Genomic DNA, 14,418 nt, shown 5'->3' with positions numbered 1-14,418 from the left:
AACTCCTTGTAAATTTGGTAAATTTCGAGTCTAGTTTACTAATTTTGTTGCAACATAACAGGTCCTTTTTTTGTGCATGTCAACATTTGTTGTTGTTTTTTCTCATTATCAACAAACCATTGATAACCCTTGTTATCTTTAGATGGATATTTAATGTTTTCGCGTGGTTTTGCTAAATTTTGTAACCACATTAACGTGCCTTCATTCCATAACTGAGTGTTATTTTTACATGGCGCAGACTCTAGATCGGCTATCCATTCGAGTAAGAGGTCTTTATTATTTTGTGCTAGCCGCCATTGTGTTAATTTAGCTGATTCAAACTGAGTGTAACGCGTTACTTTATCCTCCAAGGTTAAGGATGTGATAGATAAATGAATATTCCCGTAACCATATGGTTTAGCTAATCCAATTTGATGGGTGAATTTTTCACTCCCCTCAACTGCTAACGCCGGTTCTAACATAACTGCTAATAGCTGCAGTTCTGATGCGGTTAAGTTATCAAACTCAATAGTAAATTTCAGTTTGGTATCTTTACTAATAGTAGGTGCAGCAGTCCTATTTTTATTATCTTCATTAATTAGGCTTTTAGATAAAAACTCGACCAATTCACATTTTTGGCGAACAACAAATCTCTTACTTCCATTTAAACTATGACTTCGAGGGGTGAGATCGGCTTTTTTAATAAAGCACCTATTGTTAACGCTTTTATTATGAATATACATGGCGAGGCAAGGAGGTTTTGGCTCCATTAGTAATGGTAACATAAAGTAACTGGTCTCATTTGGGGTGATTTCAACGTCACTAATTGCATCATAAACCCTAATTCTACTTGCGTAAGCGGTGACTTTATTTTTATCGTGTTGATCAGCTTTGCTATCGGCCACAGTGCCAAATAATTGCTCCATAACACTCAGCCCACGTTGGGAGTTAAAGGGCTGAATATCCTTATTAGGTAAAAAGTCAAATACTGTATGCTTAAGCTTATTTCGCCATATTTGTGAATCACGTAATTCACATATTTCTCCACTGTAATCCACACTAAAAAGAACAATTTCTCCATTTATAGCATCTAAATCGAACTCAGTTTGCTCTTCTTGCTGCTTATTATTTCCCGCTTTTTTTAATAGTTCTTTGGCGCGGTCTGAGGTATTAAAAATATCAAGATATAATTCAACTAACTCTGTATTAATGGGCATAGGCGCTGCGATTAAGTTCTCAGTAAAAAAAGCATACCCATTACTTTCTTGATTAGACTCATTATCCTTTTTTATTCTGTATGTGTAGATTGCTTTTTTTGCATTGTTTTGTTCATTTACTACTTTGCCTTCACGTAGTAAACGGTAATAACCCGATCCTATTTCGGTTTCTCTAACCCAAGGATGATCCTTTGCTATCTTAGTACATGCCACATATTGACAATCATGAGGCGCACACTCCTCGATAAACACTTCATTTTGCCAACTAAGAGAGTATGTGTTCTTTGTTTTATTTTTTTCATCTTTTTTACACTCTAACTTGCAGGAACTAAGCTCTTGATCTATAAGTTTATCTGCACTAACACGTATTGCCGCTAATTTCGCCAAAGGGAGAGGTTGTTTATTCTTATCTATAAATACCATCCGTAACGCTTTTGGAATAACAAGATCATTTTTTTGTTGTTGTAATATAGATGCAGGAATACCAAGTGGCTTTAAATACCACTGCTCACCTTGCTTATAAATAGCACCATAAGCCTGATTTTTTCTTGGCTTAGCATCGCGATAATACATTGGACTGTCAGCGAGTACACGGGGTGGTGAGTGGGTAATAATTTCGCCAATGCTGCTTAACATGCCACGAATACTGCTTGCAGGAATAGCTTGCTTACCATTGCGTAAATACGGGGCTTTGACGCTAATATTGAGTTCTTCTGCCTTCTTTTTGGTTTCCTTATTAAAAATTTTGGCGATATCCAAAGGCTGATTTCCATAAAACACGGGCGACTTAACCGTTATTTGGCACTTTATTTCGCCACTTAAACCTGTAAAACGATGATGACTTATATTTTCTTTTTTTAGCTTTTCTTTTTTTGCCTCAATAAATTTATGCTCACTAATATCACCAAAAGGTACAAAGCTATAAGGATTATAAAAATTAGTCATGAGTAGCTCCTTCACTTTGCTGCTCTTTTTTGGAGTCTGTTTTGTATTCTTTAATAGTTTTCTTTATGCTGTCTTCAAGTGTTTCACTTGAAAAATGCGCTAAACAATTGTCTATTACGTCCTGAATATCTGTATATTCTTTTTTGTGAGCAAAAAATTTGCCTTTAATACGCCCATATCCGCGATTTTTATTAGCGCCAATTGCCATCTTTTGCTCAAGTAGGTCTTTGAACACCAACATCAACACTGCGGTTGAAAAAGGATGCGCTTTTAGAACGGCCATCGGTATGCTGCAAGCCGTCTTAAAATCACCGTTTACGGTGACGGCTTCAACATTGATTAAAGCACCATCTTTTACGCCACCGGTAAAACGGTCAATGGCTATCATACTTTGCGGGTGGGTAATTGCTGTTGCTTCTTTCGTTAAGGTTGCATTAGGAATAATTAAAGCACTGCGCTGGGCTGTTGAGCCCCAAAATGGAGTCACAAATTGCTGCAATGTTTTACAATCGATTTGAGGTAACAATGTGCAAATAATTTTTATGAATCGCGCTCTGAGCATGCCACGTAAAGCACTGGCTGGGAGTATCGGCTTGCCCTCTTCACGTACAAAATATGCCGCCATGGTTTGCTCTGTTTTATGCGGTTTGTTTTGCATTTTAAGGTGTTCTGGACAAGCGATTAAAATTGGATCAGGGCTTGATAAATGTAAATCAAATTGCCATGTGTCGATCAACGTTTTTGAGGTGATATTACCTATTTCACTTGGTAAATTTTCTAGCTTAAAATCATCATAAAAATCGCTCAGCTTTTTTTGGTCATTATTATCACTTTTAAACCATGCTGTTAGCTTTTCAGCACTTAAAACTTTTACGTTTAAGTCGGATAATTCAACCTGACCATACCCCCATTTACTGCCTGCCCCAACTTGCAATTGTGCTATTTTAAGCACTGAACAAAGCGCTTTTAGCTGTGTTTCACTTATAAATTCCGCATGTAGCTGCCCCTTAAATTGACCGCCTGAGTTAACCCAAGCTTGGCTAAATAAATGATTATCTAAGACTGTGTCTGTAATTGCATCAATACTGTTGTGAGTTTGATAAGTCACTGCTTTTTCTGAATTATTAGTACCCATCAAAAAAGCCGATTGCACTGACACACAGCCATTAAAACGCTTGGTTATAGCTTGCTGTGCGCTATTTCCCTCCCTTTGTTGACCGCCAAATAATGCTTGCGCCATTTTAGGCTCAAATAAAGCGCGTAATACACCTTTCAAGCTGCTGCCAGGCAACATAGGTCGTTTGTTAACGTCCAACATTAATTGTGCGTAGGTGAGTGTGTTTCCCTCTGATTGTATTTGTTCAGCGTTTGTTAACTCTGCTTGTTCACCACTGTGAACACCAATACGGGATTTAGCTGTTAGTTTAAAATCTAACGTCACTTTAGGGTAAGTTTTATCCGCCATGCTACTTGCTCCCTGTCTCACTTTTTATAATGCTATCACCCACAATTTCAATAGCTACTTCACCAAAGCCATTGGCGGGGTCGTAAGGGCTTAGTTGCCAACGTTGCTTGTTATTTTGTTGCAATTCGACTTCAGAGACATCAACAGAAGGCACGCCATGGTGCAGCCATTGTGTTAAAAATGCCTGCGCTTGTTTACGTTTACCTGCTTTTATTGTCAGGGCAAAACAACTACCAGGCTGGGTTTCAATATATGGGCTGTAATATGGTTTATGACGCTGAAACCGCGACTGCCAAAAACTGCCACCGCGTAACTCTTCACACGTATAGTGGTCTTTAAGTTCAAACACATCTGGGGCAAGCTCATTAAATGCGTGTTGATAAAGCGCTTTACTGGGTTCAACCACATTGAGCTTAGCTGGTCGCAATAAACACACTGGGGAGTAAAATGTTAAGTAAAGGGTATTTTGCTCTTCACAATGCGGTGTATGCCTAGCTTGCCAGCAAGTATTTGTTACATGGGCTATGGCTTTGGTTTTCCCTAGCCCATGTAGTGAATGCGCCAATAATTGTGTTAATTCATCGTATACAGTGTTGTGTTGGTCATCAGGAATTTGAGAAAGATCGACATAGCTGCGCCATGTAATTGGCTCGTTATTATTCCATTGGTGGCTAACGCAATCGTAGCTAAATAGCTGTTGCTCTGCACTTGTATTACGTTGCTCTAACTGGCTGAATGCTGTAGTTTCATTTTTCCACCATTGGGTAATCGCATTACGCACTAATAAAACCCGCGGTAATGTTGCTATATTTTGAACTAACTTGGCATCGCCTTCTTTAAAATCAGGCTTAAATACCATTATCCCTTTGAGCGGTGCTGGTGATGTTAAACAATCATGTTTTTCACTTACTTTTTTACCTTGCTCATTCTTAGTGTGGCATATTGCAATTGATAAACGTGCTGGCTGATTAAGCACTCCTTGCGCAGTTAGGGGTTTAGCGTGCCGAAAGGTGATAGCGTGTAAATATTTAGCGAGTACTGACTCAGCTGAGCTATGGTTAGCGACTAAGCCTTTTAATATTGCGCCCGTTATTATATTTTGCGATTTAAAGGTATTTTCTTTTGCTGTGGGTGCGTTGGCAATACACAAGGGACGATCTACTTGCCAATCTATGGCTAGAATTTTATCCCTTTCAAATGCGGGCCAAATACAACTGGGGGCTTGGGGTTTAATCAACTCTAAACTGACAGCCTCAATTTTACCAAAACCAATATTTTTAAAACTCCCTAAGGCATAACAATATTGCAGTGCCTTTGTTATGTATTTTTCAATTATTGACGCTTCATCAGCTGTTGCCCTGAATTTTATATTACCGCTAATATTGACTTTTTCGCCGTGCCTATAAGGTAACTCAACACACCTTAGGCTCCCTTTTTCAGTAGTGCCATGTTGATTTAGTTTTATTTTGTTTTGCACTGCATAGGCATCATTTACAGGGTTTGACATTTGCCAGTAAAAATCAAAATTTAACCGGCTTCGTTGCCCCAACCCAACGTCCAGTTCCGCTTTAGTCGTTGCTTGCATGCCTTCACTACCAAACCATGTTTGCAGCCATTGGGTTAACTTATCATCTTTCATAAAGGCGTTAATTTCATTTAACGCATGGCGAATGTTACCCTTTATAAAGCTGCCCGTTAGTACTGGCTTTCCAGAAGCATCACGCAATACTGCCACATCAAGGCCATGCTGTAATGCGCCACTGTGTTGGCTAACAATAGGGCCTTGCACCTGCATTGTTGTATATAATTGATAATAATTAGTTTGCATCATCACTGCCTCCTTGCTGACTTTGCAGGGCTATATAGTCCCAACACTCCGTGAGCAAAACCCACAATAAGGCACGTGAAGTTGTATTTTTATCGTTGATCGATAATGTTTCCCCCATCAAAACCTGACTTGCACAATTTATAAACTTGTTAATTTCATCATGACTTAAAGCTGTTATGTAACTGAGCCTTTGCTCAACTTTAATTAAATCACTTAAATCATCTGCACTGCATTGGTTAACACTCTGTGCCAAAGTATGAATAGTGCTTTTATTAAATGTACTGCTTAAAAAATTAGCTAAACTTGCAAGGTCAGCGGTATCAAACGTCCTCGCAAACATATTTTGACGTGAGGATGCTAATTCACCATAACAGATTTCAAAATGCTGGTTAATGCTCTGCGCGGGTATATCAATCGACTCAAGTACTGAATAATTATAACAATTGTGGATCCCCTCTATATTTGGAGCGTCTTGCTGGTTGGTGTTATCTTGCTTAACAACTATATCTTTTACGTTGTCAGCTAAGTTTTTAACAAAGTCACACGCTATCGATACTGGGGTTTTGTGATGGCAAAATAACAACCCAAATGCATGAGTTAATGAGTAGGTTTCTTGATCTTTTTTGATTTCCCAGTTATTTGTCCATTCTAATAGTCGAGCTAGCACTTTAAACCCTTGCGAAGCAGGAAGTACAAAAAGCACTTCGTCGCCTCCCCACATAAGTGTTTCTAGCTTGATTTTTGTTATCGTTTCGTTGTTATGATCTGTTTCCTGAAAACAAGCATCATCTTGATCTTCAAGATAATTTAATAACTTATCAAGTAGCTCAGCACGTAAAATCCGCAACCGTTTATCAAAGGCAAGTTGATCATCTACGCCTTTAATAAATTTATCTTGAATCTTTGAAAACTTGTTGCCATCAAAATAAATATACGCAACTTTATTGTCAAGATGATAAAACTCTTGTGCATTACAAAGTTCATCAAAACTATGAGTAAAAAAACGTTCTTTATTATCGTTATATGGCTGGTTGTTTAGGACGGCTAACTGAGCAAGCTCTTGATTATAAAATTGCTGTTTTTGATCACGACCATATTCAAACCGCTCTTTAACTAGCGCGCTTATGTGTTTGTTTCCGTCTTGAATGTATTTATTGTCTGTTGCAGGTAATGTTTCGCTTAGCTGGCAAATCAGATTACTTTGCTGATTTAGGTCAATACTCAAACTTGTTTGCTGCAATTGACGTTTTCGCCCTGCGTTTATCAGTGCGATTTTGGCCTCTAAAAAATTAGCGTCGCTAATATTAGATACGCCATTAACAATAAAAGTAATTCCTTGGTGATGACTGTTTAGCCTGTCAATTATTTGCTCGCACAACAATTGCTGATCAGACTGGCATTTATAAAGCCCAACTGAGCCACCTACAGAGATAGGTTCTAAGCTATCAAAATATTTTGGTAGTTCTAGTACAATAGCTCGCAATAACATACTAGTCCCACGGTAAACACTCAGGTTATTACTTAGAGATAATGCGTTATCAAAGTTAACTGCTTCCACCTTGATCAGATCATAGCAGTTTTTGTTTGCAGATTGACTGGCTTTATTGTGATGCATTGTTAGTCCTTTTTTTGATTCTCGTAACTTTTTTAGCTTGTTTGCCCAGCCACTTTTGTAGTGGTGTGCTAAACCACGTAGCCTTGCAGGTAGCCACGATGCAATTTTTTCATGCTGGTATTCAAATAACGCATTAGGCTGGGTAATAAAATCAAGTAAACCAAATACAGCTGCAAATAATTTGGTTTTAATCCCCATTAATATCACTACACCCAGTATCATCATTAATAGTATGCGATCTAGAGTGTCGCTGCCGAATGGGTCTAGCGATTGCGGCCATGCTGTAACAATGGCTATTAATGCCAAGATCCCGGCTATTTGGCCTGTTTTATCGGCTTTATCAACAAAGTAAATATTACGCCAGCTTTCCATGTAATCATCAGCCCAAGAGACTTGTTCTTTTACTAACTCAAAATGCTGCTCTAATGCGGTGGCTTGATATAGCTTTTGATATATTTCTGCCCCTTGCTGCTCATGGCTTAGTGATTTAAACCAATACCTATTCATAAATAAAATAAAGTTACGGCGAATATCACGATAGGTGTTTTCAGGTTTTGCATCGGTGTCTTTTGCCGCCAAATCCTCAGTGGCCTGATTCATAGTGCGTTTAAAGCAATTGATTGTTTCGCGAGTTAACAGAGTGTAATTAAAAAAGTGACGATAAACACTATGCCAATGGGGCAAAATATGATCAACATAATAGCTACCATAACCAATTGTGATCGTGGCAAATTCATTAAATCCGGTTTGCGCACTGATATCTTGCCATCGGGTATAAGCTTGTTGCTGCGCAAGCTCCTTCACAAACTGTGCATTGTAGGCGTAGCCTGTTGGGTAATCGTTAAACAAACCGTTGGGGCTATCCACCATACTGGCAAGCGTAGCGTTTTGTTTTGCAACCTTTTTACCCAACTTAGTTTGAGGGTAAACGCCATAGATACCGTACGTGGCATTGAGGTACATACGTGAGTCATGCTGCTTCATTGAAAGCGGGTTCAATTGGTCAATAATGGCGTTTTGCTTTTTAGGATCACCCCGTGATTGCTCATCTAAGAAAAACAAAGATACCAGCCTAAGTACATGCTCGGCTACTGGTTGCCTATTTTCATTACTCAGGGTTAAATCGTCCAAACCAGATGGTTTATTGCCGTTATAAATTAAATGCTCATATTGATTCAACAACAAAACCAAGCAATTTATCTTTTGTTCTTCTTTTTGTTCAATAAAAGTGGGGTATAAAATACGTGCTTGTTGATTAAATTTGAGCCAACGCCCAAATTGCATACCTTTTACAAGCTTTGCTAGTCGTGATGAATATGCCGCCAACACAATACTCCACCACCACTGCGCATCGGATAGGTCACCATTAAATGTATTCATACTATTTTGCTGTTTAAGCAATTGCTTGATTGCCACTTTGGTTTGTTCAGGCAAACTGTATATGGGCGAATATTGCACTTCAATAGCAAGTAAAAAACTGCCCCTTGCAACGGGGTGACGTATTAAATTTAGGCTTGTGACTGTGGCACTGGGTTGCGATTGTTGTTCAATAATGGTTTTTATGTTGAACTCGGAAAGTTTTGTGGGCGTTGATGTTTTATTAACCCTACCAGTGCTAATTCCCAAGATACAGCCCTCAAGAGTTAAGCGGTATTCTTCAAATGCATTAACCGTATTTTTGGCATTTGTATCTTTAAGATCCCCAAACAAACAGCTTTGTGCTTGCGGGTTATAAAATAAAAAAGTTTGCACTTGTTGTTGTTTATTGAAATCCCAATACTGGGGGTCATTCCCCACATCATAATGAAATTGATAGCGCGGCGCCTCAATGTTTAGCACACCACTTGGGAGTGTAACTTGACGTTTTTGTAAGTCAGTTAGGTGATTAGGTTGTGCGGTTTTTAATGCTGCCTCACCATTGAGGTCAAAGGGATAATAAAAGGTTGTTTTATACCGTTTAAGGGGGCGAGAAAACTCTGCAAATGTTTCAAATAATGCACTGATCACCGCCTGACTTATTGTCTGCTTAGGCAGTAATAACGTTGTATAATAAGTGTTTTTAATAACCACTTGTTGTACATGGCAGTGGGGGTATTCTATAGCAAATTCGCCAACCAATTGTAACTTACGTGGTTGACGCGTGATCATTACTGCCTCAAGAATAGTTAAACCTAGCTCGTCCACCTTAGCGTGCAACCAAATTAAGGCTTTATCTGCTAATTTGTCCGTTATACTTTCATGCTGCTCGCACCATGAAAGTACTCCTTGCTGAGGTGCATTAGGGGTAAAATCATTGACAATAATAATATCATCTAATTCTAGCCAGTTGTTTGTCTGTTCCATAGAAAGCCATATTTATTATTTTATAAGTTGGCGAACCTGCGCATATAAAGTGTTAAACGAAGATTCATTATTCAAATTATTATGTTTACTAGCGGCACCAAAGAAAAACTGAGGCGTTTGACCACCAAACCAGCTTGTTAACTGCGGGTATGGCCACTGCTCAACAAGATTTGCAAAAGCAGCTCGGTTATTGTGCGCTAACACCTCTATTTGAGTGGTTTTGTTTTGTTCTTGATAACGTATAACGACTTGTCGCAGCAACAATGGCTTGGCTGTTTGCAATGCGTTATTGTAGGTTTGCTCATTGGGAAATTGTGCAACTTCACTCATCACTGAAGCAAATTCAGCAGGACAGTCAAAACACAACAAATGAGCCGATTTTTGCGGCTCCAAGAGGGTATTTTCAAACCAGGCAAAGGCACGTTTACGTAATGCTACTACTCCCCTAATTCTCGCTTCATGATCGCGTATTGCGTGCATTTGTTCGTAGCTTGCCCCTGCTGCTAATAAAGCAGGTATAAAGCCTTTATCGTTGGCCGCCACAAGTTGCTGGTATTTTGTTAGCTGCAATGAAAAAATCGCGGCAAATTGCTCAATTGCGCTCAGCCTATGTTGCGCATTGAGACCTGCGTATTGGTGATGATCTAAGGTGTGTAAACATATTCCGTGGTTTTGTAAAAGCAACGCACCTTGACCGTTAATATCGGGTAACTCAATGGCTAGCAAATTAGCTTTACAACTTGAGATATCAATACCTTTAAGAGCCTGTGCTAATGTACAACCCCAATAATTAGGCCCTGCAATAGCATGAATATGCTGCTCATTGGCAATGGCTAAAATGCAATGCGCTTCGAGATCGTTGATAGGGCACAACACCGTTGTATTATTTTTATTTAACATTAAATATTCCTTTTAACAGGTATTTGATAACACAGTTCAATTGAGGTTACAATCAGCAACGCTAGTTTTAACCTAAAATTTAGACTGGCTTAGACCTTTTATTAAAACTAGGAAATTCAAATGACATGGAGTTTAACTAAATTAAGCAAGCAAATCTGGTTTAGTCATTTAAGAGTGACACTAGCTCCGCAATCGACTCTGTTTGGCTATCAGTTTGCCGGGAGTATGTTACATGGGGCCTTGATCAATGCATTAAATGTTGTAGACCCCAAGCTTTGCCAAACACTACTGACGGCGCAAGATGGTTCGCACCCTCGCGCTTATTTTTTTATAGCCCCATACTTACCTAAAGGAGAAGTTATTGCTCAACAACCGCTTAGTTTTGAAATTAAGCTTTTTGGCCATGCTTGTGAATACCTAGGCGCGGTGGTGCAGTCTTTATTTGAGTTACAAGCAATCGGTCTTGGCAATAACAGAGTGCCTTTTAGTATCACACATATTGAGCTTGGCAGTCAGGGGCGTTGGCTTACGTTATTTCAACGTGGGCAAAATGATTTACTGTGCCCACCACAAACCACCTTAGCCGATCAGCTTTATACACCTTTTACCTGCCTAGCTAAAAAGTGGCATGTACGAGTAGAAACTCGCTCACCATTGGCACTGACTCGGTCTAAAAACACATTAAATTCAGCGCCGAATTTAGCGGACTTATTATTTTTTATTGGCAACCGACTGCGCGCATTATGTGACCATTTTCACTCTGTAGATTTTTCAGTTATGGCGTTACTGCCAAAGATAGAACAACAACCGAGTAGTCCAAACACACATTTTTTCGTTCAAAAACGTCATCCTGATCTAGCAGAAAAAAACCATGATTTACGAGGTATTACAGGGTCATGGTGTTACGCAATTGATGCCAGTTTAATTCCTTGGCTACAATTAGGCGCTGCACTACAAGTGGGAAAAAGAGCCAATTACGGTCAAGGTGCATACCTTTTAAGTTGGGGAATACTCTCAGAATAAATGAATGTTATTAAATTCTTATGGGTGTAAATACCATACTGTACCTTACTATCTTGCATTGTTATCTGAATTTAAGCTGAATAAGTTTTTATGTCAGTAGTTTAGACCGCAGGCTGTTGATGTTAATATGTTTTATTTGAATTTTTCAATTAAAATATCAGGAACAAAGACCTTTTAGGAACGCATTTTTCAAGACCGCAATTTATGCCCCCTCAAGCCCTTGCGCTACGGGGCCTAGATCGGCTATAGTCAGAGCGCTCCCGACTTTAAAGGGAATTGAGACCCAGATTGTGAAAGGATAGTATTCATAGTAACGTCAGATTGCTCCCGACTTTAAAGGGAATTGAGACAATCAATAAATTATCTATGCACATAAAATTATTTGTCAGGGTGCTCCCGACTTTAAAGGGAATTGAGACATACTCACTTTATTGCTTACTTTCTCCATTTTAGTCAGTGTATTGGTCAACTAATTTTGTAGAGATTCTAAACGGCTTTTTTTAATTCATTCTATTTTTGATGTGGTGCCATGTAATCTAAAGTGGTATACCAGCGTTTGTAATTGTAAAACTGAATATAATGGTCTATTTCACTTATCACTGAATGATGATTAATAAATGAAAGGATATTCAGTCGCTTTGTTTTCAGACTTCTAAAAAACGCCAGTCACTGCGTATAATTGTCAACTAAGTTTGTAGAAATGCTAGGCTGAATGAAAACCAGTGATGACACTATAGTTTATCGTCGTAGAGCGACCCATTGCTGAGCCGACCCCAAACAGATGCGGACGTACAGAACTACCCCATCAGAGCTCTTCTGTTACATATTCGCTCTTGTAAAATATAACTCTAGTACCAATCAACAACTGTATTGCGCTTGCTGATTTTGATACTCTCAATCTGAATATAAGCTAACATCTTTTTAAAATTACTCCTGTTATAACTTCGTCAAGTACTGCGTATGTTCACACATTTATATAAACTATGTAACACATAGTCATATATTTTAGATAAACTGCGGCCGCTGTCAGGTAAACCAAAGTAGTTTCTAATCCTATCAATTTGTGTTTTGTTTTAGTTGCGGTAACCATTCTTTCAGCTTTCGTGAACGCATGGCTTTAATCCATTGGTAATAATCACTCAACGTCGCCTTTTGCTTCTTCGCAGCAGTTCGTCGTCTAAGTCTTGGTTTGCCATGTGAATTTGTACCCCAGTAAAACTCAAACCCTAGAAATACAAAGTGACGTTTTCGACCAACATGAAATCTGCTAAATCGCATTAATGATATCTTGTGCAACGTCTAAATTAAATTTCTGTAAAAATTCATGATGGTTCAGGTAGCGTTACAATAAAAAATGTGCCTATTCAAAATCTATAAGTGGCTGCGTTTGCTTAAAGAAATACTTAGTTTTGGGGCAAAAAAATTTAAAAAATTGCGCTAAAACGTTTGATATAAGTCATGCAATAATTTTATTTTCACGTCTTTAATGGCATTTTTTCAAGCCCTTAGGTATCCTTTAAGCAACTTCGAAGGATTAGCTATCACAAAAGGATAGTCCACTATGAAAAAGTATTTATCGGTATTATTAACAGGCCTTATTTTATCGGGTTGTAGCAGCTTAACAACAGAGCAAAAAGCAAGTATTGATAACCTCACGCCTTGTGAAAAAATCAATGGTTTATTAGCCGCCTACGACTCACGTTTTGAAGTGTTAAAGCGCACCCGTGTAAATACAAAGTACGCAGAAACCTGGACAGCTAAATACAATCTCGTTGGTGAAGCATGCCAAATCAGTGCTTTGGATGCCGATACAGTGACTTATCGTTGCCAAGATAATTACCAAGAAAAAACGCAAGCGGTGGCCATTCATCAAAAGGCTGTTGATTTCACCCGAGCTTGTTTAGCGCAAAATAACTGGCACGAACAACAAAAAGAATCTGCTGATTCATTACGCACTACCTTTGTACTTGATGAAAAAAAACCAGCTATTTCAATTCATACCGGAAAAACTTTATCTCGCTCAACGCCTTGGTCTACCTCATTTGAAGTAGGTAAATCGGTAGCAAATAAATAGCATTAAAACCATAAAACAGGTCAGCAAATGTTGACCTACTTGGCTAAGGATTTATGAATTCAACACCCCAAAAAAGTTCATCGCTATTAAAAACCGACTGCATTGGGAAATGCCACCGCCTCAAAGGCTATTGCAGCGGCTGCGGCCGAACTAGCGACGAAATATTTGATTGGATCATTTTATCAGACCAAGAGAAACAAGCTATTTTAGATACTCCTAGAGAGGATGCTAATACCCCATAGCTTATTAAGGTGCATTGCGTTGCGACGGGTCGCGTTTAAAGTCTTTAATTAATTGCTTAGGGTCAACCTGCTCGCGTTGCTTACTTGCTGCCTCAGCCCACCACAGTAACTGATTAAACGACCGCGAAAAATATTCGCGCCATGATGCTTGCTCTGCCTCATTGTTTGTTTCACCACTTTCAATAAATACATCCTGTGCTTTTGGCACATGGATCATAGCCGACACCGGCAAACACCCAAGTTCACTTAAAAAACTGCGCATCCCAACAGCGGCACGAACGCCACCCCACTGCCCCGCAGAATACGTAACAATAACGCTGGGTTTGTAAGCAAATAAAGAGCTACCAAAATGGTTTAATAGATTAGCCAATGCTGGACTCATTGAATGATTGTACTCAGGGCTGACCATAATAAAACCATCACAGGCTTTAATTTTTTCCGCTAGGTCATCGAGTTTTTTAGGCACCTCGGCTTGTGAATAAGCAAAGTGCGGTTTGAATATAGGGTCCAGCTCATAGTCTAGCGGATCTATCAGTTCAATATCGTGATCATTGTATTGCTCAAGCAAACAGCGTTGGCATGCCTTGGCAACTCTTTCACCGAGACGTGCCGGCTTAGGTGGCGAACTTTTTCGAACTGAACCTAAAAAAATTAATAGTTTCATGTACAGGCACTCCATTTTATTTAAATCAATATACGAATATAAACGTAAATTTGTGCGGTAGGTCATAAATAAAACCTACCTTACAAGCAAAACATAAAATGCATGTTTAAACATTAATGTGGA

9 protein-coding genes and 1 pseudogene are annotated in these 14,418 nt (G+C 38.9%); 3 read left to right on the top strand and 7 right to left on the bottom strand.

The features are described from left to right. Positions 1-38: 38 nt before the first annotated feature. From PVK79_RS09935 to PVK79_RS09915, 5 genes are read right to left on the bottom strand one after another with little or no spacing between them, the layout of a single operon-like run. Positions 39-2,141, bottom strand: a complete 2,103-nt coding sequence (locus PVK79_RS09935) for a TIGR03986 family type III CRISPR-associated RAMP protein (RefSeq protein WP_257326594.1) — start codon at positions 2,139-2,141, stop codon at positions 39-41. Then, complete coding sequence (locus PVK79_RS09930) at positions 2,134-3,606, bottom strand: RAMP superfamily CRISPR-associated protein (RefSeq protein ID WP_257326593.1); 1,473 nt, start codon at positions 3,604-3,606, stop codon at positions 2,134-2,136. Before PVK79_RS09930 ends, PVK79_RS09935 begins: the two co-directional genes overlap by 8 nt. Before the next feature lies 1 nt (position 3,607). After that, on the bottom strand, positions 3,608-5,437 hold the full coding sequence (locus PVK79_RS09925) for an RAMP superfamily CRISPR-associated protein (protein WP_257326592.1): 1,830 nt from the start codon (positions 5,435-5,437) through the stop codon (positions 3,608-3,610). Further along, a complete protein-coding gene (locus PVK79_RS09920; RefSeq protein ID WP_257326589.1) occupies positions 5,424-9,392 on the bottom strand; it encodes a hypothetical protein in 3,969 nt (1,322 codons plus the stop codon). Before PVK79_RS09920 ends, PVK79_RS09925 begins: the two co-directional genes overlap by 14 nt. A 15-nt stretch (positions 9,393-9,407) precedes the next feature. Next, positions 9,408-10,292: a hypothetical protein gene (locus tag PVK79_RS09915; protein WP_257326588.1), complete on the bottom strand. Its 885-nt coding sequence runs from the start codon at positions 10,290-10,292 to the stop codon at positions 9,408-9,410. A gap of 120 nt (positions 10,293-10,412) precedes the next feature. On the opposite strand from PVK79_RS09915, the gene cas6 reads away from it, so the two are divergent. Continuing rightward, complete coding sequence (gene cas6 / locus PVK79_RS09910) at positions 10,413-11,315, top strand: CRISPR system precrRNA processing endoribonuclease RAMP protein Cas6 (RefSeq protein ID WP_257326586.1); 903 nt, start codon at positions 10,413-10,415, stop codon at positions 11,313-11,315. 510 nt (positions 11,316-11,825) lie between these two features. Here cas6 and PVK79_RS09905 read toward each other — a convergent pair. Then, a pseudogene (locus PVK79_RS09905) lies at positions 11,826-11,975 on the bottom strand (IS3 family transposase); the annotation flags it as partial. A 901-nt stretch (positions 11,976-12,876) separates the two neighbouring features. On the opposite strand from PVK79_RS09905, the gene PVK79_RS09900 reads away from it, so the two are divergent. After that, complete coding sequence (locus PVK79_RS09900) at positions 12,877-13,389, top strand: hypothetical protein (protein WP_257326585.1); 513 nt, start codon at positions 12,877-12,879, stop codon at positions 13,387-13,389. A gap of 53 nt (positions 13,390-13,442) precedes the next feature. Continuing rightward, positions 13,443-13,631: a DUF1289 domain-containing protein gene (locus tag PVK79_RS09895; RefSeq protein WP_149980198.1), complete on the top strand. Its 189-nt coding sequence runs from the start codon at positions 13,443-13,445 to the stop codon at positions 13,629-13,631. 4 nt (positions 13,632-13,635) lie between these two features. On the opposite strand, the gene PVK79_RS09890 is transcribed toward PVK79_RS09895, so the two are convergent. Further along, positions 13,636-14,295 (bottom strand): NADPH-dependent FMN reductase, encoded by a 660-nt coding sequence (locus PVK79_RS09890; protein WP_182731606.1) that lies wholly within the window; start codon positions 14,293-14,295, stop codon positions 13,636-13,638. Positions 14,296-14,418: the final 123 nt, after the last annotated feature.

This window comes from Pseudoalteromonas rhizosphaerae (genome assembly GCF_028885455.1).
GTDB lineage: Bacteria > Pseudomonadota > Gammaproteobacteria > Enterobacterales > Alteromonadaceae > Pseudoalteromonas > Pseudoalteromonas rhizosphaerae.
This window is presented reverse-complemented; position numbering and strand designations above follow the sequence as displayed.